The sequence below is a fragment of the Ramlibacter sp. GS1-15 genome, assembly GCF_057785015.1.
On record NZ_JBYNTU010000001.1, the window covers coordinates 3456681 to 3483401 of the forward strand.

Here is a 26721-nt window from a genome sequence, read left to right on the forward strand (position 1 = left end):
CTTAGTGCGAGGTTCCGAGGTAGGCCTTGATCACGTCCGGATTGCGCCGCACGTCATCCGGCGGGCCGTCGCCGATCTTCTTGCCGTAGTCCAGCACGACGACGCGGTCGCTGATGTCCATCACGACCCCCATGTCGTGCTCGATGAGGACCACCGTCGTGCCGAACTCGTCGTTCACGTCCAGCACGAAGCGGCACATGTCCTGCTTTTCCTCCACGTTCATGCCGGCCATCGGCTCGTCCAGCAGCAGCAGCTTCGGCTCCATCGCGAGCGCCCGCCCCAGGTCGACGCGCTTTTGCAGGCCGTAGGGCAGCTGGCCCACGGGCACCTTGCGAAAGGCCTGGATCTCCAGGAAGTCGATGATCCGCTCGACGAACTCGCGGTGGCGGATCTCCTCCCTTTCCGCCGGCCCGATGCGCAGCGCCTGCAGCAGCAGGTTGCTGCGGATGCGCAGGTTGCGGCCGGTCATGATGTTGTCCAGCACGCTCATGCCCTTGAACAGGGCCAGGTTCTGGAAGGTGCGCGCCACGCCCATCTCGGCGACCTGGCGCGGGTTCATGTGCTTGAAGGTCTTGCCCTGGAAGGTGATCGATCCTTCCTGCGGCTGGTACACGCCGTTGATGCAGTTGAGCATCGAGCTCTTGCCGGCGCCGTTGGGGCCGATGATGGCGCGGATCTCGTGCTCGCGCACGTCGAAGGAGATGTCGGTGAGCGCCTTGACGCCGCCGAAGGACAGCGAGATGTTGTCCACGTGCAGCAGGACCTCGCCGATCCGGCGCGCCGGCGCCGCCGGGGTTTCGGCCGGCATCCGCAGCGACTCGGCGACCTCGGCGGACTCCGCGTTCAGGAATGCGTTCATGCGGCGGCCTTCACGGGGTCGAACACCTTGGTGTCCACGATCTTCAGCGTCGCGGACACGACGCCGGTGCGCCCGTCCTCGAACTTCACCTGCGTCTCGATGTACTGCTCGGACTTGCCGCCATACAGCGCATCGACCAGCGCCTGGTATTTCTCGGCGATGAAGCCGCGGCGGACCTTGTTGGTGCGCGTGAGCTCGCCGTCGTCGGCGTCGAGCTCCTTGTGCAGCACGAGGAAGCGGCTGACCTGCGAGCCCGCGAGGCGCTCGTCGGCCGCCAGATCGGCGTTGACCTTCTCGACGCAGTCCTTGACGAGGGCGTACACCTCGGGTTTCTGCGCGAGGTCGGTGTAGCCGGCGTACGGCAGGTTGCGCCGCTCGGCCCAGTTGCCCACCGCCTCGAAGTCGATGTTGACCATCACGCACACGCGCTCGCGCCCGTCGCCGTAAGCCACCGCTTCCTTGATGTACGGGAAGAACTTCAGCTTGTTCTCGACGTACTTGGGCGCGAACATCGCGCCGTTGTTCGGCCCGCCCTGGATGCGGCCGACGTCCTTCACGCGGTCGATGATCTTCAGGTGCCCCTGCGCGTCGATGAAGCCGGCGTCGTTGGTGTGGAACCAGCCGTCGGCCGTGAGCGCCTCGGCCGTGGCCGCGGGGTTCTTGTAGTACTCCTTGAGCAGGCCGGGCGAGCGCACCAGCACCTCGCCGGTGTCGCTGACCTTCAGCTCGACGCCCCGGATCGGCACGCCGCAGGTGTCGGCCTTCACCTGGTCGTCCGGCTGCAGGCAGACGAACACCGCCGTCTCCGTGGAGCCGTACAGCTGCTTCAGGTTCACGCCGATCGAGCGGTAGAAGGTGAACAGGTCCGGCCCGATCGCCTCGCCCGCCGTGTAGGCCACGCGCACGCGCGAGAAGCCCAGGTTGTTGCGCAGCGGCCCGTACACGAGGATGTCGCCGATCGCGTACTTCACGCGGTCGATGAAGCCCACGGGCTTGCAGTCACGCAGCGCCGGGCCGACGCGCCTGGCGATGTCCATGAACTTGCGGAACATGGTGCGCTTGATCCAGCCAGCGTCCTCCATGCGGATCATGACGGTGGTGAGCAGGCCCTCGAAGATCCGCGGCGGCGCGAAGTAGTAGGTGGGCCCGATCTCCTTCAGGTCGATCGCGACGGTGCCTGCCGATTCGGGGCAGTTCACCACGTAGCCGCAGGCCAGCCACTGCGCGTAGCTGAAGATGTTCTGGCCGATCCACGCGGGCGGCAGGTAAGCCAGCACCTCTTCCTCGTGCGTGAGCTGGTCGAATTCCGCGCCGGCGCGCGCGCGATCGAGCAGTGTGCGGTGGGTGTGCACCACGCCCTTGGGGTTGCCCGTCGTGCCCGAGGTGAAGAACATCGCCGCCACGTCGTCCGCCTGGCCCATCGCCACTTCGGTGCCGAACAGGTCGGGGTGCACCTCCGCGAACACCTGGCCCGACGCGGCGAGCGCGTCGAGGGACTGCAGGCCCGCTTCGCTGTAGTTGCGCAGCCCGCGCGGGTCGTCGTAGAAGATCGTCGCGAGCTGCGGGCATTGCGGGCGGATTTCGAGCAGCTTGTCGACCTGCTCCTGGTCCTCCGCCAGCGCGAAGCGCACCTCGGCGTTGTTGATCGGGAAGACGCACTCGGCCGCCACCGCATCCTGGTACAGCGGCACGGGGACCGCGCCGAGCGACTGTGCGGCCAGCATCGTCGCGTACAGGCGCGGCCGGTTCGCGCCGATCACGACGATGTGCTCGCCGCGCTTCAGGCCCGCCTCATGCAGACCGCAGGCGAGGGCCTCGACCAGCTGCGCCATCCGCGACCAGGTGATGGTCTGCCAGATGCCGTATTCCTTCTCGCGCATGGCGGCGTCATCCGGCCGCTGTTCGGCGTGCGCGAGAAGCAGGGCGGGAAATGTCGTCTGCATGGTGCTTGGCTTCCGATTGCCGCGAATGTAGGATCGGCTTTGACGCCATGTTGTCTTTGCGACGACATTCCTAGGGAATGTCCCAGTAGGGCGTCCCCGAACCAGATCCATTCGATGGCCCACGACCTCACCTTGCACCAGCGCCGGCGCGACCCGACGCGCGACGAACTCGAGGGCATCCCGTGGCTGAAATTGCTGCGGCCCGAGGAGTACCACGCCGCCGCCAGCCACATCAAGGTGGGCGATGCCCAGCCGGGCGATTACGTGTGCCGCGTCGGCCGGCCGGTCACCTACTGGTTCGGCGTGATCGAAGGCCTGCTGAAGATGAGCAGCGACACGGCGCAAGGCCACAGCGTGACCTTCAGCGGCCTGCCGCCCGGCGGCTGGTTCGGCGAAGGCACGGCGCTGAAGCGCGAGGCCTACCGCTACAACATCCAGGCGCTGCGCAAGAGCGTGGTCGCGGGCCTGCCCGTGGACACCTTCCACTGGCTGCTCGACCACTCGATCGGGTTCAACCGCTTCATCATGGACCAGCTCAACGAGCGGCTGGGCCAGTTCATCGCGGCGCGCGAGATCGACCGCATGAACAACCCCGACCTGCGCGTGGCGCGCAGCCTGGCGGCGCTGTTCAATCCGGTGCTGTTTCCGGGCGTGGGGAACGTGCTGCGGATCACGCAGCAGGAATTGGCCTACCTCGTGGGGCTGTCAAGGCAGCGCGTGAACGAGGCGCTCGCGACACTCGAGGCGCAGGGCACGATCCGCGTCGAGTACGGCGGCGTCCGCATCCTGCAATTCGAGGCGCTGCGCTCGAGCGCTCGTCAGTAACCCTCCACCCGTTCGGGCGGATGCGCTGGACCCGGCTCCTTGATCGGCGGCGATGTGGGCACCGGGCCCGGTGGTTCGGGCTCCGGTCCCAAAGGCGGCATCGGCTGCGGCGGGGGATCGGTATGCATCCGGGCTCAGGCCGGCTCGGAGATTTCCGACAGGGCCTGGGCCGCGGGCTGGGTCTCCCGCTCCTTCACGGCGAGATCGCCCAGCGCGACGATGCCGACCAGCCGCTTGTCGCGGTTGACGATGGGCAGGCGCCGCACCTGGTTCTGGCTCATGAGTTCCGCTGCGCGTTCCACCGGGTCGTCTTCGTAGGCCCAGCAGATGCCCTGCGACATCACGTCGCGCACCTTGGTGCTGCCGTCGCAACCTTCCGCAATCCCGCGCACGGCGATATCGCGATCGGAAATCGCGCCGACCATCCGGTCGTTTTCGCCCACGGGCATCATCCCGAAATCGCCGTCGCGCATGCAGCGCGCCGCATCGGCCAGCGTCGCGTCAGGGCTGATCACCTGCACGTCGCGGCTCATCACGTCTTTGATCTGGTGCATAGCCATAGGTGTTCCTCCAAAGCTTCCACCCAGTATCGGTCCGGTGCACCTGACGTCTGTCGGACATGGGCCCTTGCCGTCGAGGGCCCCGCGCGGACGTCCAGCGGCGACAATCCGGCTCTCGTCCGCCTCATCCTTCGAGCCGCACCTTGCCCGATTCGCCCACCACCCGACTGAACAAGCGCATGGCCGAACTCGGCCTGTGCTCGCGCCGCGAAGCCGACGACTGGATCGCGCGCGGCTGGGTGCGCGTGGACGGCGAGGTCGCGGCGATGGGCATGCAGGTCGCCCCTCAGGCCCGCATCGAGGTCGACCGCCGCGCGCAAGGACAGCAACAGCAGCAGGTCACGATCCTGCTGCACAAGCCGATCGGCTATGTCAGCGGCCAGGCCGAGGAGGGCTACCAGCCGGCCGTGACGCTCATCTCTCCCCGCAGCCACTGGAAGGGTGACGCGAGCCGGCTGCGCTTTGCACCCGCCCAGCTGCGAGGTCTCGCGCCCGCGGGGCGCCTGGACATCGACTCCACCGGCCTGCTCGTGCTGACGCAGGACGGCCGCATCGCGCGCCAGTTGATCGGCGAGGACAGCGGCGTCGAGAAGGAATACCTCGTGCGCGTGCAGTACGGCGACATCGCGGCCAACGTGCAGGCCGCCCTGCCGTCCGCGCAGCTCGCGCGCCTGCGCCATGGCCTGGCGCTCGACGGCCGGCCGCTCAAGCCGGCGCAGGTCGAGTGGCAGAACCCCGAGCAGCTGCGCTTCGTGCTGACCGAAGGCAAGAAGCGCCAGATCCGCCGCATGTGCGAGCTCGTGGGCCTGAAGGTGGTCGGCCTCAAGCGCGTGCGCATCGGCCGGGTCACGCTCGGGCAGCTGCCGCTGGGGCAGTGGCGCTATCTCGGGTCCGGAGAAAAGTTCTAGTCCGCTAATTCCGGCCTAAATGTCCATCCCTAAACTGCGGGCATTCCATCGAACACCCCGGGGAACGACCATGTACAGCCCGCGCTCGCAGATCCTGGCCTTCGCCTTGCTCATGCTTTGCACCCTCGCCGCCCTCGTGCTGGCCGGCGTGGTGGCGCTGGGCATGGCGCTCACGGCGCCGCTCGCCATCGCGGCGCTGGGCCTGTCGGCCGCGCTCGTCGCCGGTGGGGTCCTGCTGCATCGCCGGCTGCGCGAAGCGCGCTGGGACGCCGGCTATCGATTGCGATGAAAATCGGCGTATGCGTGTCCTCCTGGTCGAAGACGACGAAATGATCGGCCAGAGCCTGAAGCAGGCTCTGGGGGCGAGCGGCTGGTCGGTCGACTGGGTCAAGGACGGCCTGCTCGCCCAAAGCGCGCTGGGCGACGGCGACTACGCCTGCGTGCTGCTCGACCTGGGCCTGCCCAAACGTGACGGCATCGAGGTGCTGCGCAAGGCGCGCGAAACCGGCGACCACACGCCGGTCGTCGTGCTCACGGCGCGCGACGGCATCGACGACCGCATCACGGGCCTGGACATCGGCGCCGACGATTACCTGGTCAAGCCCTACGAATTCCGCGAACTTCTGGCGCGCATGCGGGCGGTGATCCGCCGTCGCGACGGCGCGGCGCATTCGCTGATCGGCTCGCCCGAGCTGCAGCTGGACCTGACGACGCGCGAAGTGATCGTCAGCGGCGAGCGCTCGCAGTTGTCGGCGCGCGAGTTCGCGTTGCTGCACGCATTGCTCGAGCGGCCGGGCGCGATCCTCTCGCGCGAACAGCTCGAGAACCGCATTTACGGCTGGGGCGAGGAAGTCTCCAGCAACGCGGTGGACGTCCTGATCCACGGCATGCGCCGCAAGCTGGGCCAGGACACGATCCGCAACGTGCGCGGCCTCGGCTGGCGCATCTCGGCGCCTTCGGCGGTCGGCTCATGATGAAATCCGCCGGAACCACACTCGGCCCCCTGCCCGTTCGCGCGCAGGAAGGCCAACGCTGGCGCCTCCATATCTTCCCGATGGGGCGCATGTGCTCGCTGCGCCGCGCCCTGCTCCTGTGGCTGGTGCCGCTGTTCCTGCTGGTCGGGGTGAGCTCCGCCTGCTTCTCGTACTTCAGCCACGGGCGCATGGTCAACGAGTTCATGGACACCCAGATGGAGCAGCTCGGGCAGTCCCTCGCCAGCAACGACGGCAGCCTGATGCCGCCGCCGCTGTCGCAGGAGCGCATCGAGAAGTGGGGCATGTACGTCGTGCAGGTCTGGGACCGGCAAGGCAGCCTGCTGAACACCTCGTGGCCGCAGCTGGCGGCGCCGCTGCAGGCGCAGCCCGGTTTCTCCCACATCATCCTGGGCGGCAAGGCCTGGCGCGTGTACACGACCGAGGCCGGCAGTTCCGGCCATCGTGTGCAGGTGATCCAGTGCGCCAGCTTCCGTCAGCACCTGGCCGCCGAACAAGCCATTGCGTCCGCGGTGCCGGTGTTGATCCTGCTGCCGCTGGCGATTTTCGTGCTGTGGAGCGTGGCGCGCGCCGTGTCGGTCGCGGTGCAGGGAATCGGCAAGCAGGCCGAGTCGCTGGACTTCCATACCCTGAAGGAGCTGCCGCTCGATCGCGTGCCGTACGAGATCAAGCCGCTGGTGGGCTCCTTCAACAACCTGCTCACGCGCTTGCGAGACACCTACGACGCCAAGCGCCGCTTCGTCCAGGACGCCGCACACGAGTTGCGCACGCCGCTCACGGCCTTGTCGCTGCAACTGGAGAACCTGCGGCGCGAAGTGCCCCGCGAGAGTTGCCAGCAGAGCTTCGCGCAGCTCGAAGGCGGCGTGCAGCGCGCCACCCGGCTGGTGGACCAGATGCTCAAGATGACACGGCAGGAGTCCGTGGCGCCCGAGGCATCGACCACCGTGGACCTGCATGCGCAGGTGCGTGAGAGCATCAGTGCGCTGATCGCGCTGGCGGACCAGCGCAATATCGACCTGGGCGTGACCGGCGACACGGCCGGGCCGCCCGCCAGGCTGCGCTGCGCGCCCGGCGACCTGCGCAGCGTGCTGGACAACCTGGTCGAAAACGCGCTGCGCTACACGCCCGAAGGCGGCGTGGTGGATGTGCGCGTGACGCAGGAAGGCGGCAACCCGGCGATCGAGGTGGTCGACACCGGGCCGGGCATCCCGCCCGAGCTGCTCGATCGCGTGTTCGACCGCTTTTTCCGCGTGCCGGGCAGCACGGCGCGCGGCAGCGGGCTGGGCCTGGCGATTGCGCAGTCGGCCGCGCAGCGTTGCGGCTTGCGCGTGGTGCTGCGCAACCGCAGCGACCGCAGCGGCCTCATCGCGCGCATCGAAGTCGCCTGAACTAGAAAAAGGTGATCGTGAGCGGCGCCGCGTCCGGCGCCGGCACGACGCGCACGTGCTGCAGGCCGGGCAGAGGCGCCTCGGTAGCCCGCAGCGACAGGCGGCCGGCCATGGTCTCCGCACCGGCCAGGCGGCCGATCCGCAGCGACAAGGTGAGCGTCTGCCCTTCGCCGGGAGTGGCGGCAGGGGCCGCGCGCGTTTCGGCCGCGGGATCGCCCAGGGGCGAAAGGTCGGTGCTCATGCAGCTAATGTAGCAAGGCGCGGGAAGCGCGGGCCGCGGCGGCGCCGAAAGTCGGCCGCGCCGCCACTTTGTCACGCCGGCGCGCCGACTTGAAATTTCGCCGCTTGCCCGAAAATTGCGGTTCATTCGCCTTCCCACCCACGACAAAATGAGCCAGAAACAGAAGCTTTCCTTCCAGGCCGAGGTCGCGCAGCTGCTGCACCTCGTCACCCACTCCCTGTACTCCAACAAGGAGATCTTCCTGCGCGAGCTGGTGTCCAACGCGTCGGATGCCTGCGACAAGCTGCGCTTCGAGGCGCTCGACAACAACGCACTGTACGAGGACCAGCCCAACCTCGAAGTGCGCATCGCGTTCGACAAGGACGCCAGGACGCTCACCGTGAGCGACAACGGCATCGGCCTGTCGCAGATCGAGGCCGTGGAGAACCTGGGCACCATCGCCAAGAGCGGCACGCGCGAGTTCATGCAGCGCCTGTCGGGCGACCAGAAACAGGACGCGCAGCTGATCGGCCAGTTCGGCGTCGGCTTCTATTCCGCGTTCATCGTCGCCGACAAGGTCGTCGTGGAATCGCGCCGCGCCGGCCTGCCGGCCGGGGAAGGCGTGCGCTGGACCAGCGGCGGCACCGGCGAGTTCGAAGTCGAGACGATCACGAAACCCGCGCGCGGCACCAGCGTCACGCTGCACCTGCGCGAGGACGCGACGGAGTTCCTGTCCACGTGGAAGCTCAAGGAGATCATCTCCCGCTACTCCGACCACATCTCCCTGCCGATCCTGATGCGCAAGGAGGAATGGAAGGAAGGCCAGGACGGCCAGCCCGGCGAGATGGTCCTCACCGGCGAATGGGAGCGCGTCAACCAGGCGAGCGCGCTGTGGACGCGGCCCCGGAAGGACATCACCGACGAGCAATACCAGGAGTTCTACAAGCAGATCAGCCACGACTGGGAGCCGCCGCTCGCCTGGTCGCACAACCGCGTCGAAGGGGCCAGCGAGTACACGCAGCTGCTGTACATCCCGGCCAAGGCGCCGTTCGACCTCTGGAACCGCGACAAGGCCGCGGGCGTGAAGCTGTACGTGCGACGCGTCTTCATCATGGACGATGCGCAGGCGCTGATGCCGGTGTACCTGCGCTTCGTGCGCGGCGTCATCGACTCGGCCGACCTGCCGCTGAACGTCAGCCGCGAGCTGCTGCAGGAAAGCCGCGACGTGAAGGCGATCCGCGAGGGCTCGACGAAGCGCGTGCTGGCGATGCTGGAGGACCTGGCGAAGGCCGAGGACCGGTCGAAATTCGACCGGTTCTACGCCGAGTTCGGCGCCGTGCTGAAGGAAGGCCTGGGCGAGGACTTCGCCAACAAGGACCGCATCGCCAAGCTGCTGCGCTTCGCCTCGACCCAGTCGGACACGGTGAGCGTGTCGCTGGCCGACTACAAGGCGCGCATGAAGGAAGGCCAGGAGGCGATCTACTACATCACCGCCGAGACGCTCGCCGCGGCGAAGAACAGCCCGCAGCTGGAGATCTTCCGCAAGAAGGGGCTCGAGGTGCTGTTCATGACGGACCGCGTCGACGAATGGGCGCTGAACTACCTCGCCGAATTCGACGGCACACCGCTGCAGTCGGTGGCCAAGGGGCAGGTGGATCTCGGCAAGTTGCAGGATGAGGCCGAGAAGAAGGCCGCAGAGGAAGCGGCCGAAACCTTCAAGCCGGTGCTCGAGAAGCTGAAGGCTGCGCTGAAGGACAAGGCACAGGACGTGCGCGTGACTTCGCGCCTCGTGGATTCACCCGCATGCCTGGTGGTGACCGAAGGCGGCATGAGCATGCAGCTCGCGCGGATGTTGAAGCAGGCCGGCCAGAAGGCGCCGGAGGTCAAGCCGGTGCTCGAGATCAACGCAGGCCACGCGCTCGTCAAGAGGCTCGAGGGCGACGAGGCGCACTTCGACGACCTCGCGCACATCCTGTTCGACCAGGCCTTGCTGGCCGAGGGCGGGCTGCCCGACGACCCGGCGGCTTACGTCAAGCGGGTGAACGCGCTGCTTGCTTGAGCGTCCCCATGGGGGCTGTCAGGGCCAGGGCCGCGTAGACCATCAGGAGCCCCAGGTACTCGGTCAGCTCGAACGGCCCGATGGCATTCACGATCCAGTCGTAGCGCATCGCAGACACGAGTGCGATCGTGTTGCCCACGAGCAGCGTCCACCATGCCCAGCGTTCGCCGGCGCGAAAAGCGGTGGCCGCGATGGCCCCGGCCATCAGGCCGAACAGCACACAGTAGATGCCGTACATCCGGTAAAGCACGACGATGTAGGCGGCCGTCATCGGCGAGCTGTTCAGCAGCTGCGGCCAGGAGCCGCCGGAGTAACCCTCATAGCCGGCAGGCAGGATCGCCTTGCCGCCGGGCCCCGGCAGGACCTCGGGCATGGCTGCCGCCATCGCACCCCAGACGACATAGGCGGCCTCGACGACGAGGATGAGGCCGCAGGCAAGCTGGCGGCGTGTCATGGCGACGTTGCTCCTGCGGCCCAGGGCTCGCCGCGCCAGGCGGTCGCCTGCTCGTCGAGGCCCTGCAGGAACGGATACACGGCGATCCCTCCCGCGTGCCGGTTGGCGAGTTCCCGCAGGCGCGGCGACACTTCGCCGAACGCGGTCATGCGGTGGTCGAATGCGTACTTCCCGAAGAGCTTCGCCCGCGCGTCCATCACATGCGCGTTGTGCTCGAACAGCCCTTCCTCGTCGACGTAGGCCTCGTGGACCTCGCACTCGGTGCCCTCCTCGTTGATGAACCAGTCGTAGCGCAAGGTCTTCGCGTCCAGCTCACGCGTGATCCGCAGGATCTCGGCGGCCTGGGCCTTGAACCCTTCCAGCTGACCGGGCCGGATCTTCAGATGAGCGTGCAGTTCGAGGTAGCTCATGACACACCTCCGTTCTGCGGTTCAAACTGTCTTCGGCACGTGGCCGCCGAAGACCCTGCGCATCACCTTGTGCCCGATGTCCGACGCCGGGTCGAACATGAGCGGGCAGCCCCCGTCGATCACGGTGATGCCGTGTTCGCGCCCGTAGGCCGCAGCTTCGGGGCTGACGCTGCCGTGGCCCCAGGCCCGGTGCATCCACACGCGCCTGATGCCCAGCTCCTCGCATTCGCGCATCGTGCCCTCCGCCTTGTCGGGTGCGGTGGCGATGATGACGGCGTCGACACCGCCGGGGATGCTGTGCAGGTCGTGGTAACTGCGGGTGCCCTCGACCTCGTCGGCATTCGGGTTGACCGCGAACACCTGGTAGCCGCGGTCGCGCAGTCGCTTGAAGACGGTGTTGGATCCGTGGTCCCGCGGATGCCGCGACACGCCGGTCACGGCGAGGCGCTTCTGGGCGAGGAACTCGGATGCGGCTTCATCGATCGTGTGCATGCTGTGCCTCCGCTTGCGAGCTTCATTAAGGATTTGATAGCCCGCCGGCGCGCCTCGCGCATTGATCAAGATCAATCGCACCGCACCGTGTGCGGCCTAGATTGCTCTCATCGAGGCAGGTCCAGGAGGTGCCATGCGTATCACCAGATGGGCATCGGTTGCGGCAGCGGTGATCGTCCTCGCTGTCGTTTCGTTGGGCGTGACGTGGTGGGCGGCTTCCCGCGAAGTCGCCTCGGCCGTGACGACCTTGAACCCGACGGGCCAGCGCGGCCGCGCGTTGCTCGTCTATCACCCCGGGCTGAGCGGATTCCCGAAGCAGGTCACGGGCTCGTTCGCGGATGGCCTGGCCCGCGCCGGCTGGCGCGTGGACGTGACGACTGCGAGCCGGCAAGCGCCGGCCGACGTATCCGCCTACGCGCTGGTCGTGCTGGGGACGCCGGTCTACCTGGAGAGAGCCGCGACTCCGCTTTCGGCGTACGTGGCCCGCGTGGGCGACTTCCGCAACAAGCCCGTGGTCCTGGTCTTCACCGCCGCCGAAGAAGCCGGGCCGGCGATGGCGAAGACGGCCGATGAAGTCGCCGCGCTGCACGGCCGCGTGCTGGGCCGCTACGGCTACACGTCGAGCCGGCCGAACGAATCGCCCAGGAGCTACCCCGGGACGAACACGGAGCGCGCCGCCGCGATGGCACGCGACGCCGCGCTGCAGATCGCGCTCGCGCCGGATTGAAGGAGGGGCTGGCATGCAGCGCCATCCCGCCGTGCGCCGCCTGCTTGCGTCGGCCGGGCACGCGATGACGCTGTCGCGCGCGTTGAGTGCGCCGCTGGTCTACCAGGCCATCGTCGACGCGCGGATGAACCTTGCGGCCGTTCTCGTCGCCGCAGCAATGCTGTCCGACTCGTGCGACGGCGCGCTGGTGCGCCGCTTCGGAACGCCTTCGACAGCAGGCGCATGGTTCGATGTTGTCGCGGACCTGGCGGTGATTGTCGCCGCATACGCCGGTCTGTCCGCCGCCCTGGGCTGGGTGCCGACGGTCGCGATCCTCGCGTGCTTCGTCGTCTTCGTCGCGACTTCGGGCCGGGCGCCGACGTACGACCCCGTGGGAAGGTACATCGGCGCCGTCCTGCTGCCGGCGGCGCTGCTCGCCGTCGCCGTTCCGGACATGCTCGTGCAGCTCTCGGTCGTTCCGGTCGTGGTCAGCGCCTGCGTGATCACGATGGGCCGCCGCCTGCTCGTGTCAGCACAACGTTGATATAGCGCAAATCCGGCAGCTCATTGGCGGAATAAGGTGCGCACCAGATGCACCTTCACTTCCCCAAGGACCTGCCATGAGAACCGTCCACGCCTTGCTCCTTGCGGCGCTCGCCGCGCCGCTCATCGCCTTCGCCGCGACACCGAAGCTCGCCGGGGACTTCGGCCCGCCGCGGGGCAAGCCGATCAAGGCCGTGCTCACGAGCCCGCCGCATGTGCCGCCGCCGGTCAACCGCAGCTACCCGGCGAAGGTGATCGTCGACCTCGAGGTGGTCGAGAAGGAGATGCCGATCTCCGAAGGCGTGAGCTACACCTTCTGGACCTTCGGCGGCACGGTGCCCGGCAGCTTCATCCGCGTGCGCCAGGGCGACACGGTGGAGTTCCACCTCAAGAACCATCCGAACAACAAGATGCCGCACAACATCGACCTGCACGGCGTCACCGGTCCCGGCGGCGGCGCGGCGTCGAGCTTCACGGCGCCCGGGCACGAATCGCAGTTCACGTTCAAGGCGCTCAACGAAGGCATCTACGTGTACCACTGCGCCACCGCGCCGGTGGGCATGCACGTGGCCAACGGGATGTACGGCCTGATCCTGGTCGAGCCGCCGCAAGGCCTGCCGAAGGTCGACCACGAGTACTACGTGATGCAGGGCGACTTCTACACGGGCGGCAAGTACCGCGAGAAGGGCAGCCAGCCCTTCGACATGGAGAAGGCGATCGCGGAGCAGCCGACCTACGTGCTGTTCAATGGCGCCGAGGGTGCGCTCACCGGCGACAAGGCGCTGAGCGCGAAGGTCGGCGAGACCGTGCGCCTGTTCGTCGGCAACGGCGGCCCGAACCTCGTCTCCAGCTTCCACGTGATCGGCGCGATCTTCGACGAGGTCCGCTGGGAAGGCGGCACCAATGTGCAGAAGAACGTGCAGACCACGCTGGTGCCTGCCGGCGGAGCGGCCATCGTGAAGTTCAAGGCCACGGTGCCGGGCAGCTACGTGCTGGTCGACCACTCGATCTTCCGCGCGTTCAACAAGGGCGCGATCGCGATCATGAAGATCGAGGGCAGGGAGAACAAGGGCATCTACTCGGGCAAGGAGCTCGACGCCGTGTACCTCGGCGACCGCGCCGGCCCGAACCTCGCGGCGGTGTCGCAGGCCACGCAGTCGGCCGCCTCCGGCACGCTCACGCTGGAGGAGCAGGTCAAGGCCGGCGGCCAGCTCTTCGCGGGCACCTGCTCGGTGTGCCACCAGGCGAACGGCGCGGGCCTGCCGGGCGTGTTCCCGCCGCTGGCGCAATCGGACTACCTCGCCGCGGACATCAAGCGCGCCGTGGGCGTCGTGCTGAAAGGCCTGAGCGGCAAGGTCACCGTCAACAGCCAGGACTACACCTCCGTGATGCCGCCGATGAACCAGCTGAACGACGACGAGGTGGCGAACATCCTGACCTACGTCCTCAACAGCTGGGGCAATCCCGGCGGCCGCGTGACCAAGGAAGACGTGAAGCAGCAGCGCTCGACGGCGCGCGCGGCCCCCAAGCAGGCGGAGCACTGAGGCCATGAAGGCCCTGGCCGCCGTCGCCCTCGCATTCGCGTGCAGTGCGCACGCGGCCGCCCCGGCCTACGTCGACGTGCCGGGCGGGCCGTTCGAGAGCGTGCTGCCGCAAGGGCCTTCGCCGACGGCGTCGACCGAGGTGCGGGTCGCGCCTTTCGCGCTGCGCCGCACGCTGGTCACTGTCGCCGAATTCGCCGAGTTCCTGCGCAGCCACCCCGAATGGCAGAAGGGCCGCGTGCCCGAAGTCTTCGCGGAGAAGGCTTACCTTTCGAAGTGGCCCGGCCCGGCGCAGTCACCGGTGGTGGACGTGAGCTGGTTTGCCGCGAAGGCCTTCTGCGAGAGCGAGGACGCGCGCCTGCCGACCTGGATCGAATGGGAGTACGCGGCCGCTGCCGACGAGACGCGGCGCGATGCACGCAGCGACCCGGCCTGGCGGCGCCGCATCCTCAGCTGGTACGAGCGGCCGTCGCGCGCGGCGCCGGGCGCGGTGGGCGGCACGCCCAACGTGTACGGCGTGAGCGACATGCACGGCCTCGTCTGGGAATGGGTCGACGACTTCAACGCGCTCTTCATCGCCGGCGACAGCCGCACGCAGGGCGACGCCGACCTGCTCAAGTTCTGCGGTGCGGGCGCGATCAGCATCGTCGACCGCGACAGCTACGCGGTGGTGATGCGCATCGCCCTGCTCTCCTCGCTCAACGCAGCGGACACGACCGGCACGCTCGGTTTCCGCTGCGCGCGCTCGCTTTAGAAAGAGATTGGACATGAACCCTTCTGAATGCCTCTCGCGGCGCCGCTTCCTCGTGGCCAGTGCGGCGCTGGCGTGCCCCGCGGCGTTCGCGTCGGACCTGCCGGGGAACTCCATCTACAAGCTCGACGCCACCCTCACCGACCAGGACGGCCGCCACTTCGATCTCGCCTCGCTGCGCGGCCGGCCCGTGCTGGCCAGCATGTTCTACACCTCCTGCGACATGGTCTGCCCGATGATCTTCGAGACGGTGCACGCCACGCTGCGCGCGCTGCCGACCGCGGAACGCAAGGATGTGCAAGTGCTGATGGTGAGCTTCGACCCCGCGCGCGACACGGTGGCGGTGCTGAAGGACACGGCGCAAAAGCGCGGCTGCGATGCGCAGTGGTCGCTGGCCCGCGCCGACGAGGCGACCACCCGCAAGATCGCGGCGCTGCTGGGCATCCAGTACCGCAGGCTCTCCGACGGCGAATTCAACCATTCGTCACTGCTGCTGCTGCTCGATCGCGAAGGCCGCATCGCCTCCAGGAGCGGCAAGCTCGGGCCGGCCGACCCCGCGCTGGTCAAGCGCGTGCACGCGCTGTTCGCGGGCTGATCAGCGCGACGTGGCGGTGTCCAGCAGGTTCGCCGCGAGCGAGCGCGCCGTCGCCGCCGCGCCCGTGTTGCCGTCCATCGACGCGGCGGTTACCGCGCCATCGTAGAGCAGCACCAGCTGCTGCGCCAGCGCGGGCGCATTGCGCGCGCCCGCGTCGCGCGCGAGTGTCGTGAAGAGCTCACGCATCCAGGCGCGCGCCTCGTCGATCACTTCCTTCCCGGGCCCACCCGTCGGCATCTCCGCGCTCGTGCGCACGAACGCGCAGCCGCGGTAGCCCGGCTGCGCGAACGCCTCGGCGATGCCGTCGAACACGGCCAGCAGGCGCTCGCGCGGGCTGCGGTGGCGGGCGATGCGCTCCAGCACGCGTGCCTGGCGCCTTTCGTGCATGGCCTGCAGGTAAGCGCGCACCAGCTCGTCCTTGCTGCCGAAGTTCGAGTACAGCGACGCCTTGGCAACGCCCGCGTGCTCGATGACGCGGTCGATGCCGACATTGTTGATGCCCTCCTTGTAGAAGAGCTCGCGGGCCGCCGCCAGCAGGCGCTCGCGCGCCGACGTCCGGGCCGAGCCCGGCGGCGCGGAACTGTCAGGGGACATCGTGGTCATGGTTTGACTTTACCAGACAGGTCTGTATAGTGTCAATCAGACAGAACGGTCTGTTTATAGGAATGCCATGACCCATGCCCTGCGCACCCTCGACCTGCCGCCCCGCGCGGCCTTCTACCTTCTCGCTTCGATCGCCGTCTCGTTCCTCGCGGGATCGAGCGCGCCGACACCGCTCTACCCCATCTACCAGCAGCTGTGGCATTTCTCGCCCGTCACGGTGACCGTGATCTTCGCGGCCTATGCGATCGCGCTGCTGGCCATGCTGCTCGTGGCCGGCCGCCTGTCGGACCATGTGGGGCGCCGCCCCGTGCTGATGGTCGCGGCCGTCGCACAGGCCCTCACGATGGTCGTGTTCGCGACCGCCGACGGCGTCGTCGCATTGCTGGCGGCGCGCATCCTGCAGGGCCTCGCGACCGGCGCCGCGATCGGCGCCGTCGGCGCCGGCATGCTCGACCTCGACCGCGACAAGGGGACGGTCGCCAATGCCGTGGCGCCCGCGATGGGCACGGCGCTCGGCGGCCTGGTCGCCGGTGCCATGGTGCGCTGGCTGCCGGCGCCGACCTACCTCGTCTACGTCGTCCTCGCGGGCATCTACCTGCTGCAGGGCCTGGGCGTCGCGCTCATGGCCGAACCCGGCGCGCGCCGACCGGGCGCGCTCGCGTCCCTGAAGTTCCAGTGGCGTGCGCCGCGCAGCACGCACGCGCCGCTCCTGGCCGCGGCGCCGCTGCTCGTCGCCGGCTGGGCCATCGCCGGCTTCTACCTGTCGCTCGGTCCCGCGTTGATCCATCGCGTGTTCGGGCTCGATTCGTCGCTCGCCGGCGGTGTGGCTGCGTTCCTGCTTGCCGGCAGCGGGAGCCTTGCCGTGCTGCTGCTGCACCGCACGCACGAACGTCACATGCGCATCAGCGGCGCCGGCGCACTGGCGATCGGAATGAGCGCTTCGCTCGCCGCGCTGGCGTTCCATGCGACCACCGCGTTCTTCGTTGCCGCCATCGTGGCGGGCGCGGGCTTCGGCCTGGGCTTCCAGGGCGCGGTGCGCGGCGTGATGGCGCGGGTCGGTGCCAGCGAGCGTGCGGCCGTGCTGTCCGTGATCTTCATCGTCTCGTACCTCGCGCTCGGCCTGCCGGCGATCGCGGCAGGCTTCGTCGTGGCGCGCACCGGGTACCTGGTCGAAACGGCGCTCGGCTTCGGCGCGCTGGTGGTGGCGCTCGCGGGCATCGCGCTGCACCTGGCGGCGCGGCGCCGCGCCATCTAACGCGTCTCGAAGCCGCAGTCGGCACGCACCGGCGCGGCTTCATCGCCGGCCAGCAGCGCGACGAATGCGCGAGCGGCTTGCGCCTGCCGCGACTGCGTGCACACCGCGGCCGTGTAGACCGTCGCCAGCTCGAACTCCTTCGGCAGCAGCCCGACCAGCTTCACGCCGGCCGTGAACAGGATCTCCGTCACCTGCGTGCAGCCGATCGCGCCGGGTTCGCCCGATGCGGCCATCCGGCCCATCGCGGTGGCGCCGTTCGGGAAGGTGCGCAGGCGCCCCTGCAGTTCGCGGTCGACGCCGAGCGACTTCAGCACCTTCATGAAATGGATGCCGGCCGTCGCCTTGTCCGGGTCGGGGAAATAGACGCCGGGTGCGCGCACCAGCGCCGCCTTCAGTACAGCCGCCGTCGAGACGTCGGGTTGCGGATCGCCCGCCTTCACCGCCACGCCGGTCTTCACGATGCCCAGGGGCGTGATGCTGTCCGGCAGCACCTGGCCGTCGCCGGCGAGCTTGTCGATCAGCGCCTGCGTGAGGATCAGCACATCGCACGCCTCGCCGGCGAGCAGCTTGTCGCGCATCGCGCCGACGGCGCCGAAAGTGCCCTGCACGTCCAGGCCATGCGACGCCGCAAACGCGGGTTTCATGCGCGTGACCAGCGCCTGCGCGGCACCGCCGCTGAGCAATCGTAGAGCGCTCATTCAATCAGCCTTGATGTTGGCGGCCTTGATCACCTGCGCCCACTTCGTGATGTCGGCCTGGATGTACTTGTCGAAGTCCGCCGGCATCATCACCATCGGCGTCGCGCCCTGCTGGCCCCATTGCCGCTTCACCTCGGGCTGGCTCGCGATCCTCGAGACGGCTTCGTTCAGCCTGTCGACGATGGGCCTGGGCGTCCCCTTCGGTGCGAGCAGCCCGAGCCAGATCGTCGCCTCGTAGCCGGGCACCCCCGACTCGTTCACCGTCGGCACGTCGGGCAGCACGCTCGAGCGCTGCAGGCCCGTGGTCGCGAGCGCCTTCACCTTGCCCATCTTCGCGGCCTCGGCCATCGTCGTGACGGCATCGAACATCAGCTCCACCTGCCCGCCCATCACGTCGGTGCGCGCGCCGGAGCTGCCGCGGTACGGGATGTGCACGAGGTGCACGCCGGCCATGCTCTTGAACAGCTCGCCGGCCATGTGATAGGGCGTCCCCGGCCCCGACGACGCGTAATTGATCCGGCCGGGATGCGCCTTCGCCTCGGCGATGAGTTCCTGGATGGTGTTCGCCTTGAGCGACGGGTGCGCCACCAGCACCAGGTCCGAGTAGTTGATCGGCGCGACCGCCGTGAAGTCGCGCGTGAGCACGAAGGGCTTGCTGGCGAGCAGCGTTTCGTTCACCGTGTGCGTGTTCGACATCAGCAGCAGCGTGTAGCCGTCGGCCGGCGATTTCGCGACGATGTCGGTGCCGATCACGGAACCTGCGCCCGGCTTGTCCTCGACCACGAAGGGCTGGCCGAGCGTCTCCTGAAGCCGCTGCGCGAGGAAGCGCGCGTAGTTGTCCGCCGGGCCACCGGCGGCGAAGGGAACGACGATCCTGACGGGACGCACCGGCCAGGTCTGGGCATGGAGCATCGCGCTCGCACCGAGGCCGCATGCCGCCAGGAAGAAGCGCCGCGTCCACGCCATCGCCCGCTCCCCCTACTCCACCTTGCCGATCCTCTTCACCACGTCCGCCATCTTGTTGGCATCCTGCTGCACGTACTGCTCGAAGTCGGGCGCGTCCTGGTACAGGATGGGGCTGCCCGCCTTCAGGATCACTTCCTTCACCCGCGGATCGTTGGCGGCCGCCCGCGCCGCTGCCCGCAGGCGCTGCGCCACGGGCGCGGGCGTGGCGGCCGGGACGAACAGGCCGGACCACTGCGCGTACTCCACGTTGTAGCCCGCCGACTTGAGCGACGGCACCTCGGGCAGGGTCTCGAGGTTCGCGTTGCCCCAGTGCGCGAGCACGCGCAGCTTGCCCGCCTTCACGTGCTGCAGCACCGTCGCCGGCCCCGAGGACACGGCCTGGATCTGGCCCCCGAGCAGCGCAACGACCGCCGGGCCGGCGCCGGTGTACGGCACGTGCGTCAGCTTGATTCCGGCGTCCTGCGCGAGCATCTCCATCGGCACATGCATCGTGCCGTAGTTGCCCGACGAGCCGTAGTTGATCGTGCCGGGATGCGCCTTCGCATCCTCGACGAAATCCTTCACGGTCTTCCACGGCGCGTCGGCGCGCACGGCGAGCACCGTCGGATCGGCCGTGAAGCGCGCGAGCGGACGCAGCTGGTTGAGCGCGAACATCGGCGAGCGGCCGAGCACCACGTCCGCTTCCGGGATCACCGTGATCGACGACAGCGCGAGCAGCACGGTGTAGCCATCCGGCGGCGCCTTCGCGACATAAGCCATGCCGATGCCGCCGCCCGCGCCGGCGCGGTTCTCGATCACGACCGGCTGGCCGAGGTCGCGCGACATCGCCTCGGCGACCGGCCGCGCCACGGTGTCGGCGACGCCGCCCGGCGGGAACGGCACGACCATGGTGATCGGCTTGGCGGGGTAGTTCGCCTGCGCGGCCGCCACGGTGGCGAACGAGGCGACGGCGAGCGCCGCGAGAAGGCTTCTGCGTTGCATCATGCGGGACTCCGTTCTCGTTAGCATGCTACATTGGCGCTGGAGCCGTACCGAGAGTTTTCCCCATGAAGATCGCCACCTACCTCGACGCCGGGCGCCTGCGCGTGGGCACCGTGTCGCCCGACCTGCAGAGCATCGTGCCTTTCGAGATGGCCGCGGCCGACGCGGCCTGTGGTGCGCAGCGCATTGTCGAGTTGCTGGCGCACGGCGAAGCCTTGCCGCCCACCGGTGCGCCGGTCGCCCTGGACGCCGTCAAGCTCGCAGCGCCGCTGCCACGGCCGCGCCGCAACATCTTCTGCGTGGGGAAGAACTACCACGCGCACGCGAAGGAATTCGCGGGCAGCGGCTTCGACAGCAGTGCGAAATCGGGCGGCGACATCCCGCAGCACCCGATCATCTTCACCAAGGTGCCGGAATCGGTGATCGGGCCGAACGAACCCATCGTGGTGCCGGCCGGGGTGTCCACGGCGATCGATTACGAGGTGGAGCTCGCCGTCGTGATCGGCCGCGGCGGCAAGCGCATCGCGCGAAGCGCGGCGATGCACCACGTCTGGGGCTACACCATCGTGAACGACGTCACGGCGCGCGACTGGCAGGCGCGCCACCAGCAGTGGGACCTGGGCAAGTCCTTCGATACCTTCTGCCCGATGGGGCCCTGGCTCGTCAGCGCCGACGAGCTCGATGGCGCGAACACCCACGTGCGCTGCTTCGTCAACGGCGAGCAGCGCCAGAACGCCTCGACGCGCGATTTCATCTTCGACATCCCTCAACTCATCGAGACGATCTCCGGCGGCATCACGCTCTACCCCGGAGACGTCATCGCGACCGGCACGCCGGTGGGCGTGGGGATCGGCTTCAAGCCGCCGAAATACCTCAAGCCCGGCGATACGGTGCGCCTGGAGATCGACGGCATCGGCGTGCTCGAGAACCCGGTCCGCTGAGCTTGCCCTCGTGTGGCCCGGAAGGGCCATGCATGTCGACGCGCGCACCCCGGAGGAATAAAGTGGTTCTGCGCGGTGTTCACGTCGGGTGGACACCGGGAGGCGCACCATGTGCGAAGCAGTCGAGACCAAACGCGAGTTGCCCATCCACGTACCCTCGCACGAAAGCGCCGCCCAGGCGCAGCTCGCTGCATTCATCACCTGGATCGCGGACCGCAGCGGTCACGCGATAGCCGATCACCACGCGCTGGAGGATTATTCGATCGCGCACTGGCGCGAGTTCTGGGGCTTCTTCGTTCAGTGGTGCGGCCACGCGCTCGGTCTCGAGGGCGACTCGCAGCCGGTGTGCGTCGGCGATGACTGCGAGCACGCGCTGTTCTTCCCGGAACTGCGCCTCAATTACGCCGACGCGCTGCTGAATCTTCGCGTGGCCGGCTCCGATGCGCCGGCCATCGCCGCATACCACGCCGACGGCACCGTGACGCGCTGGACACGCGGCGCCCTGCGCAGCGAGGTCGCACGAGCCGCCGCCGCACTGCGCGCCTGGGGCCTGAAGCCGGGCGACCGGGTGGCCGGTGTGCTGCGCAACGACGACCGCGCCGTGATCGCGGCGCTCGCGGTGACCGCTGTCGGGGCCACGCTGGCCACCGCCGCGCCCGACATGGGCATCGACGCGCTGCGCGACCGGTTCGTGCCGATCGCGCCGCGCCTGGTCATCGCGCACGGCCAGCCGCGCGAGCACGATGCGGGCGTGCCCTTGCCGCGCAGGCTCGCCGACCTGGTGCGCGAGCTGCCTTCGTGCGAAAGGCTCCTGCTGCTGGACGGCGAGGCGGGCTGGGAGGACTTCGTCGCTGTATCGCAGGCGCCCGCCTTCGACTGGCCGCGGCTGGCCTTCAATCACCCGCTCTTCATCATGTTCACCTCGGGCACCACCGGCCCGCCCAAATGCATCGTCCACGGCGCAGGCGGCACGCTGCTCGAGCACGTGAAGGAACATCGCCTGCACGTGGACCTGAAGCCGGGCGACCGCATGTTCTTCCACACCAGTTGCAGCTGGATGATGTGGAACTGGCAGCTGTCGGCGCTCGCGTCGGGCGCGCAGATCGTGACGTACGACGGCCCGATCTCGTCGGTCGATCGCTTGTGGGAGGTGGTTGCGAAGGAACGCGCGACGGTGTTCGGCACCAGCCCGCCTTACCTGCGCCTGTCGCAGGACGCGGGGCTCGTGCCGCGCGAGCGGTTCGACCTGGGCGCCCTGCGCGCGATGCTTTCGACCGGCTCGGTGCTCCACGACTGGCAGTACGACTGGGTCCATGAATCGGTGAAGGACACCATGCCGCTGTGGTCGATCTCCGGCGGCACCGACATCATCGGCTGTTTCGTGCTGGGCAGCCCGCTGCTGCCGGTGTACGCGGGCGAGTCGCCCTGCCGCAGCCTGGGCATGGACGTGCAGGTGTGGGACCAGGGCGCGCCCACCGTGCACAACGGCCAGCTGGTGTGCGCGAACCCCTTCCCTTCGCGTCCGCTCGGTTTCTTCGGCGACGCGGACGGCTCGCGCTTCCATGCCGCCTACTTCGCCCACAACCCCGGCGTATGGAGCCACGGCGACTTCGCGCGCGTGACCGCCCGCGGCGGCATCCGCATCCTCGGGCGCTGCGACGGTGTGCTGAACCTGCGCGGCATCAAGGTCTCGCCGGGCGACATCGCCCGCGTGCTGCTCGCGCGGCCCGGCATCCGCGACGCGCTGGTCGTCGAGCAGCAGGTGCAGCCGGAGCCGCGTGCGATCGCGCTGCTCGTGCTGGCCGACGGCACGTCGCTCGACGCGGCGCTCGTCGCCGAGCTGCGGCGCGAGCTCGCCGAGCGCCTGTCGCCGGCGCACGTGCCGGATCTGTTCCTGGCCGTGCCCGAACTGCCCGTCACCCACAGCGGCAAGACATCCGAATCGGCGGCGCGCCGCGCCGTCTCCGGACAGCCGATCGAGAACGAAGCGGCGCTGCGCAATCCCCAGAGCCTGCACGCGATCCGCGACCATCCGATGCTGCACGCACGCCGCGCCTGCGCATCGCACGGCGCGTCGCTGCGCGAAGAGGTCGGCGCCGCCTGGGCCGAGGTGTTCGGCATGCCGCAGCCGCCGGAGGGCGCGGCGCATTTCTTCGAGCTCGGCGGCAACTCGCTGATGGCCGCGCGGCTGCTCGCGCGCACACGCGAACTCACCGGGCGCGAGCTGCCGCTGTCCACCCTGCTGCGCGCGCCGACGCTCGAACAGTTCATCGTCCTGCTCGAGCAGGAGCCGGACCCCTCGGGCGAACACGCGGTGCGCGCGCGCGACGGCAACGGCCGGCCCGTGTTCCTGGTGCACGGGCTGAGCGGAACGGTGATGGAATGCTGGCCCCTGATCTCCAGGCTGAAGAACGAGCGGCCCGTCTACGGCTTCCAGGCGCGCGGCCTGGACGACGGGCTGATGCCTCGCGACGAGGTCGAGGACATCGCACGGGCGTACGTCGAGCACCTGCGGCGCGTGCAGCCCCACGGGCCGTATTCGCTGTGGGGCTTCTCGTTCGGCGGCGTGGTCGCGCTGGAGATCGCGCGCATGCTGGCGCAGGCGGGCGAGCCGGTCGACCACGTGGGCCTGATCGACACCTACGTGCGCGAAGACCTGGACCGCTGGTCCGCCGCGCGCGACGCCTGGCGCCGGGCCGCGCGGCGCGTGCGGCACATGCCGCTGCCGCAACTCGCGGCGTACGCCGTCGACCGCATCGGACACCGGCACGAAGGCTGGCATCTGCCCGCCACGCTGGGCCCCGAGCAGCGCCGCGTGCACGAAGCCATGATGCGGGCGCTGGAACGCTACCGCCCAAGCCCGTTCGACGGCGGCCCGCTGGTGTACCTGCGCGCAGCGATCCCGCTGGGCGGCTACTGCGATCCCCTGCCCATTTGGCGGCGCACGGCCGTCGCGGGCCTGCGCGTGGTTCGACTGCCCGGTGCGCACCTGGACCTCGTGCACACGACCCACGCCTATGCGGCGCGGGCGATGGACGAGCAGCTCACGGCCTAAGCCGCTACTTCCATTCCCAAACCTGGCCCCGGGTATTGCCCTGCGCATCCACTTCGTACTCGAAGACGAGTGCGATGCCATTGAGCTGTTGCCAGGCGGGAGAAGCCGACTGGTAGAAGATCGCGCCGCGGTAGCTCACCGCGCCGTCCTGCTTCAGCCGCCCGACCCCCTGGCCGCTCCAGGTGGCGGCTTCGCCGCCCTTGCCCATCGTGATGCCTTGCGCCCCGCCGAACAGCGTGCCGTCGGGCCGCAAGGTGGAAACGTAGGTGCCGTTCTCGGTGGTGCCCACCCCCAGCAGCGAGCCGGTGGCGGCGAACGACGTCTCCATGACGGGCGCGCCGTTCGCCGGCGGAAGGACCCGCTGTCCCGTGACCTTGCCGCTGTCCTCGCCGATGCGTTCCCCTAACATAGGATGCTCCTTTCCCAGGTTTCCCCCTCGACTGCGTCGAGTCGCCGTGCCGCTCGCGCAGGCACGTGGGGCAAACATAGTTCGCGCCGCGCCGGTGCGCAAACCGGAAACGCTCAGGCCACCAGCGGCGGCTCGCGCATCGCCTCGATCTGCTCTTCGAGCATCTGGACCTGACCCTGCCAGTAGTCGCTGGAGCCGAACCAGGGAAAGTTGATCGGGAAGATCGGGTCGCGCCAGCGCCGCGCGAGCCAGGCGCTGTAATGGATGAGGCGCAGCGTGCGCAGCGGCTCGATCAGTGCCAGTTCCGCGCGATCGAATTCCCGCAGCTGCTCGTAGCCGTCGAGCAGCGCGCCGAGCTGCTTCTGGCGCTGCGCGCGTTCGCCCGACAGCAGCATCCACAGGTCCTGCACGGCGGGCGCGGTGCGCGCGTCGTCCAGGTCGACGAAATGCGGGCCTTCGCCCGGCACCCACAGGATGTTGCCGGGATGGCAGTCGCCATGCGCGCGCAGCAGGCGGATCGCGCCGGGGTCTTCGCCGAGCGCGGTGTCGCCGATGATCGTCAGCGCTTCGTCGCAGCGCGCCTGCCATGCCGACTGCACGTCCAGCGGGATGAGCTCGTGGCCGAGCAGCCGGTCGCGCGAGGCGATGCCGAAGGTCTGCAGGTCGAGCGCCGGCCGGGTGGCGAAGGGCCGGCGCGCGCCGACCAGGTGGATGCGTGCGAGGAAGCGCCCGATCCACTCGAGCACCTCGCCATCGTCGAGCTCCGGAGCGCGGCCGCCACGGCGCGGGCTCACGCTGAAGGCGAAGCCGCCGAAGTGGTGCAGCGTGCGGCCCTCGATCGCGAGCGGCGCGACCGCGGGGACTTCACCCGCGACGAGCTCGGCCGCGAACGCATGCTCCTCCAGGATCTGCGCTTCGCTCCAGCGGCCCGGCCGGTAGAACTTGGCGACGACGATCGCGTCGCCCTCGAAGGCGTCCTCCAGCCACACCTGGTAGACGCGGTTCTCGTAGGAACTGAGCGCGAGCAGGCGGCCGTCGCCGAACAGCCCGATGCCGGCGAGCGCGTCCATCACCACGTCCGGCGTGAGCGCGTCGTAAGGATGGGCAGCGGCGGCGGTCATGCCGCATTGTCGCCGGCGAGCTGCAGCTGCCCGAAAGGCAGCGACGGTTTCACCAGCATCACGCTGCACGGCGCCTCCGTCGCGACGCGCACCGGCACGGTGGCCAGGACGCGCTGGAAACGCGTGCCATGCGTCGCCGCGCCCAGGACCATCAGGTCGATCGCGTTGGCGCGCGCGTAGTCCACGAGCGCCTTCGCCACGTCGTCGGCCTCGACCACGTGGAAGGAGACCTGGTGCCCGTCGAGGTCGAGCCCGCGCGCCCACTGGCGCAGGCGATCGAGCTGGGCGCGGTGCGCAGCGGTCACGCCGCCCGGCACCCGCTCGGCGCCGGCGGACGAGACGACCGTCACGCACGCGAGCCGCGCGCCCGGGCGCACGCCGAGCGACCGGTTCACCGCCGCGCGCAGCGAATACGAGGTCGCATCGCTCACGTCCTTCCACGGCACCGCCACCATCACGATCGGCGCCTGCTCGACCTGCGCGACCGGCAGCGGGCTCGGCTGGTAATGCATGCCCGCGGCCTTGACCCAGCGGGCCAGGCGCGTGCGCCAGCGCTCGGGCGTCACGCGTTCGCCGCGCGCCGTGGCGACGACCTGCCCGGGATGCGCAAGGTCGAACGCGAGCTGCGCGGCCGACGGGTAGCGGTCGCGCGCTTGCGGCTCGAGGCAGCGCAGGATGATTTCCTGCAACCAGGCGGGCGTGGCGGGCACCAGCGCGCGCGGCGGCTGCGGCTCCATCCACAGCCGCTGGCGCAGGCCGCCGGCCGTTTCCGGGTCGCCGAAGGGCAGCTCGCCGGTCGCGAGCTCGTACAGCATCACGCCGATCGCGAAGATGTCGCTGCGCGGGTCGCCGCGCACGCCCACCACCTGCTCGGGTGCCATCCACGGCGCGGAGCCGACCGGCAGGCGCGTCTCCTCGGCCAGCAGGTCCGGGTAATGCGCGTGCCACGACAGGCCGAAGTCCACCAGCACCGCACTGCCGTCGGCGCGAATCAGCACGTTGCCGGGCTTGAGGTCCAGGTGCACCGCGTTCTGCAGGTGCAGGCTGTGCGCCGCCGCGGCCGCCGCGGCACCGAGCCGCGCGATCGCCTCGGGCGAGGGGCGCCGACGCGATTCGATCGCGTCATCGAGCCAGCGCTGCAGCGGCCGGCCCTCGACGTACTCCATCACGAGGTAGGGCACCCGGGCAAGGTCGCCGGCGGCGACGAAGCGCGGCACGTGCGGGCCGTGCAGCACCTGCAGCATCTGCTGCTCGACTTCGAAGCCGACGATGGTTTCGGCGCCGTCGCCCACCGTCATGCGAGGCACCTTCATCGCGAGCGGGAACGGCGGCTCGCGCCCGGCCTGCGCATAGGTGACCCGGTAGATGTGGGCCATGCCGCCCGCATGCACGCACTCGCCGATGACGAAGCCATCGAGTTCCGTGCCGGGGGACATGAGTTTCAAG

Annotated in this window: 28 protein-coding genes; 14 read left to right on the forward strand and 14 right to left on the reverse strand. The window is 69.2% G+C overall.

What is annotated here, in order from left to right:
- Nucleotide 1: 1 nt before the first annotated feature.
- Nucleotides 2-808, reverse strand: coding sequence for an ABC transporter ATP-binding protein (locus tag AC3EF3_RS17320; RefSeq protein WP_488533820.1), 807 nt, complete (start codon nt 806-808; stop codon nt 2-4).
- A 47-nt stretch (nt 809-855) separates the two neighbouring features.
- On the reverse strand, nt 856-2802 hold the full coding sequence (locus AC3EF3_RS17325) for an AMP-dependent synthetase/ligase (RefSeq protein WP_488533388.1): 1947 nt from the start codon (nt 2800-2802) through the stop codon (nt 856-858).
- Nucleotides 2803-2916: 114 nt separating this feature from the next.
- On the opposite strand from AC3EF3_RS17325, the gene AC3EF3_RS17330 reads away from it, so the two are divergent.
- Nucleotides 2917-3627: a Crp/Fnr family transcriptional regulator gene (locus tag AC3EF3_RS17330; RefSeq protein ID WP_488533389.1), complete on the forward strand. Its 711-nt coding sequence runs from the start codon at nt 2917-2919 to the stop codon at nt 3625-3627.
- Nucleotides 3628-3761: 134 nt separating this feature from the next.
- Here AC3EF3_RS17330 and AC3EF3_RS17335 read toward each other — a convergent pair whose 3' ends face one another.
- Nucleotides 3762-4181, reverse strand: coding sequence for a CBS domain-containing protein (locus AC3EF3_RS17335; RefSeq protein WP_488533390.1), 420 nt, complete (start codon nt 4179-4181; stop codon nt 3762-3764).
- A 149-nt stretch (nt 4182-4330) separates the two neighbouring features.
- On the opposite strand from AC3EF3_RS17335, the gene AC3EF3_RS17340 reads away from it, so the two are divergent.
- The 4 genes from AC3EF3_RS17340 (at nt 4331) to AC3EF3_RS17355 (ending at nt 7475) form a co-directional block, all read left to right on the forward strand.
- Nucleotides 4331-5095 carry a pseudouridine synthase gene (locus AC3EF3_RS17340; RefSeq protein ID WP_488533391.1) on the forward strand — a complete coding sequence of 255 codons (765 nt, stop codon included), beginning with the start codon at nt 4331-4333 and terminating at the stop codon, nt 5093-5095.
- A gap of 70 nt (nt 5096-5165) precedes the next feature.
- A complete protein-coding gene (locus AC3EF3_RS17345; protein ID WP_488533392.1) occupies nt 5166-5384 on the forward strand; it encodes a hypothetical protein in 219 nt (72 codons plus the stop codon).
- Nucleotides 5385-5394: 10 nt separating this feature from the next.
- Nucleotides 5395-6069 carry a response regulator gene (locus AC3EF3_RS17350; RefSeq protein WP_488533393.1) on the forward strand — a complete coding sequence of 225 codons (675 nt, stop codon included), beginning with the start codon at nt 5395-5397 and terminating at the stop codon, nt 6067-6069.
- Complete coding sequence (locus AC3EF3_RS17355; RefSeq protein ID WP_488533394.1) at nt 6066-7475, forward strand: sensor histidine kinase; 1410 nt, start codon at nt 6066-6068, stop codon at nt 7473-7475. Before AC3EF3_RS17350 ends, AC3EF3_RS17355 begins: the two co-directional genes overlap by 4 nt.
- A gap of 1 nt (nt 7476) precedes the next feature.
- On the opposite strand, the gene AC3EF3_RS17360 is transcribed toward AC3EF3_RS17355, so the two are convergent.
- Nucleotides 7477-7716 carry a hypothetical protein gene (locus AC3EF3_RS17360; RefSeq protein WP_488533395.1) on the reverse strand — a complete coding sequence of 80 codons (240 nt, stop codon included), beginning with the start codon at nt 7714-7716 and terminating at the stop codon, nt 7477-7479.
- Nucleotides 7717-7864: 148 nt separating this feature from the next.
- On the opposite strand from AC3EF3_RS17360, the gene htpG reads away from it, so the two are divergent.
- A complete protein-coding gene (gene htpG, locus AC3EF3_RS17365) occupies nt 7865-9754 on the forward strand; it encodes a molecular chaperone HtpG (RefSeq protein WP_488533396.1) in 1890 nt (629 codons plus the stop codon).
- On the opposite strand, the gene AC3EF3_RS17370 is transcribed toward htpG, so the two are convergent.
- The 3 genes from AC3EF3_RS17370 to AC3EF3_RS17380 are packed head-to-tail and all read right to left on the reverse strand — an operon-like array spanning nt 9726 to nt 11110.
- On the reverse strand, nt 9726-10208 hold the full coding sequence (locus AC3EF3_RS17370) for a hypothetical protein (RefSeq protein ID WP_488533397.1): 483 nt from the start codon (nt 10206-10208) through the stop codon (nt 9726-9728). The two genes, htpG and AC3EF3_RS17370, sit on opposite strands and share 29 nt — an antisense overlap.
- Nucleotides 10205-10618 (reverse strand): putative quinol monooxygenase, encoded by a 414-nt coding sequence (locus AC3EF3_RS17375; RefSeq protein ID WP_488533398.1) that lies wholly within the window; start codon nt 10616-10618, stop codon nt 10205-10207. The genes AC3EF3_RS17370 and AC3EF3_RS17375 overlap by 4 nt, the downstream gene beginning before the upstream one ends.
- Nucleotides 10619-10639: 21 nt before the next feature.
- Nucleotides 10640-11110 (reverse strand): CoA-binding protein, encoded by a 471-nt coding sequence (locus AC3EF3_RS17380; RefSeq protein WP_488533399.1) that lies wholly within the window; start codon nt 11108-11110, stop codon nt 10640-10642.
- 133 nt (nt 11111-11243) lie between these two features.
- On the opposite strand from AC3EF3_RS17380, the gene AC3EF3_RS17385 reads away from it, so the two are divergent.
- The 5 genes from AC3EF3_RS17385 to AC3EF3_RS17405 all read left to right on the forward strand — a co-directional run bounded on the left by AC3EF3_RS17385 (nt 11244) and on the right by AC3EF3_RS17405 (nt 15246).
- The gene (locus AC3EF3_RS17385; RefSeq protein ID WP_488533400.1) at nt 11244-11837 is read left to right on the forward strand and encodes a flavodoxin family protein; all 594 of its coding nucleotides are present in this window, start codon (nt 11244-11246) and stop codon (nt 11835-11837) included.
- Nucleotides 11838-11850: 13 nt separating this feature from the next.
- A complete protein-coding gene (locus AC3EF3_RS17390; RefSeq protein WP_488533401.1) occupies nt 11851-12360 on the forward strand; it encodes a CDP-alcohol phosphatidyltransferase family protein in 510 nt (169 codons plus the stop codon).
- A 76-nt stretch (nt 12361-12436) separates the two neighbouring features.
- Entirely contained in the window at nt 12437-13903 is a 1467-nt protein-coding gene (gene nirK / locus AC3EF3_RS17395; RefSeq protein ID WP_488533402.1) for a copper-containing nitrite reductase, read from the forward strand.
- Between the two features lie 4 nt (nt 13904-13907).
- Nucleotides 13908-14654 carry a formylglycine-generating enzyme family protein gene (locus tag AC3EF3_RS17400; RefSeq protein ID WP_488533403.1) on the forward strand — a complete coding sequence of 249 codons (747 nt, stop codon included), beginning with the start codon at nt 13908-13910 and terminating at the stop codon, nt 14652-14654.
- Nucleotides 14655-14667: 13 nt separating this feature from the next.
- Nucleotides 14668-15246, forward strand: coding sequence for an SCO family protein (locus AC3EF3_RS17405; protein WP_488533404.1), 579 nt, complete (start codon nt 14668-14670; stop codon nt 15244-15246).
- Here AC3EF3_RS17405 and AC3EF3_RS17410 read toward each other — a convergent pair whose 3' ends face one another.
- The gene (locus AC3EF3_RS17410; RefSeq protein WP_488533405.1) at nt 15247-15849 is read right to left on the reverse strand and encodes a TetR/AcrR family transcriptional regulator; all 603 of its coding nucleotides are present in this window, start codon (nt 15847-15849) and stop codon (nt 15247-15249) included.
- A gap of 67 nt (nt 15850-15916) precedes the next feature.
- On the opposite strand from AC3EF3_RS17410, the gene AC3EF3_RS17415 reads away from it, so the two are divergent.
- On the forward strand, nt 15917-17104 hold the full coding sequence (locus tag AC3EF3_RS17415; RefSeq protein WP_488533406.1) for an MFS transporter: 1188 nt from the start codon (nt 15917-15919) through the stop codon (nt 17102-17104).
- Here AC3EF3_RS17415 and AC3EF3_RS17420 read toward each other — a convergent pair.
- From AC3EF3_RS17420 to AC3EF3_RS17430, 3 genes are read right to left on the reverse strand one after another with little or no spacing between them, the layout of a single operon-like run.
- Nucleotides 17101-17802, reverse strand: coding sequence for a molybdate ABC transporter substrate-binding protein (locus AC3EF3_RS17420; RefSeq protein ID WP_488533407.1), 702 nt, complete (start codon nt 17800-17802; stop codon nt 17101-17103). The genes AC3EF3_RS17415 and AC3EF3_RS17420 overlap by 4 nt on opposite strands.
- The gene (locus tag AC3EF3_RS17425) at nt 17803-18768 is read right to left on the reverse strand and encodes a tripartite tricarboxylate transporter substrate binding protein (RefSeq protein ID WP_488533408.1); all 966 of its coding nucleotides are present in this window, start codon (nt 18766-18768) and stop codon (nt 17803-17805) included.
- Nucleotides 18769-18780: 12 nt separating this feature from the next.
- Nucleotides 18781-19749, reverse strand: a complete 969-nt coding sequence (locus tag AC3EF3_RS17430; RefSeq protein ID WP_488533821.1) for a Bug family tripartite tricarboxylate transporter substrate binding protein — start codon at nt 19747-19749, stop codon at nt 18781-18783.
- Between the two features lie 65 nt (nt 19750-19814).
- Here AC3EF3_RS17430 and AC3EF3_RS17435 point away from each other — a divergent pair, with 65 nt between their 5' ends.
- Nucleotides 19815-20690 (forward strand): fumarylacetoacetate hydrolase family protein, encoded by an 876-nt coding sequence (locus AC3EF3_RS17435; RefSeq protein ID WP_488533409.1) that lies wholly within the window; start codon nt 19815-19817, stop codon nt 20688-20690.
- Between the two features lie 109 nt (nt 20691-20799).
- Complete coding sequence (locus AC3EF3_RS17440) at nt 20800-23745, forward strand: acetoacetate--CoA ligase (protein ID WP_488533410.1); 2946 nt, start codon at nt 20800-20802, stop codon at nt 23743-23745.
- Nucleotides 23746-23749: 4 nt separating this feature from the next.
- Here the strand turns inward: AC3EF3_RS17440 and AC3EF3_RS17445 are convergent, their stop codons facing one another.
- From AC3EF3_RS17445 to AC3EF3_RS17455, 3 genes are all read right to left on the reverse strand, one after another.
- Complete coding sequence (locus AC3EF3_RS17445; protein ID WP_488533411.1) at nt 23750-24154, reverse strand: hypothetical protein; 405 nt, start codon at nt 24152-24154, stop codon at nt 23750-23752.
- A 113-nt stretch (nt 24155-24267) separates the two neighbouring features.
- Nucleotides 24268-25275, reverse strand: coding sequence for a serine/threonine protein kinase (locus AC3EF3_RS17450; RefSeq protein WP_488533412.1), 1008 nt, complete (start codon nt 25273-25275; stop codon nt 24268-24270).
- Nucleotides 25272-26720, reverse strand: coding sequence for a serine/threonine protein kinase (locus AC3EF3_RS17455; protein ID WP_488533413.1), 1449 nt, complete (start codon nt 26718-26720; stop codon nt 25272-25274). Before AC3EF3_RS17455 ends, AC3EF3_RS17450 begins: the two co-directional genes overlap by 4 nt.
- Between the last annotated feature and the right edge of the window lies 1 nt (nt 26721).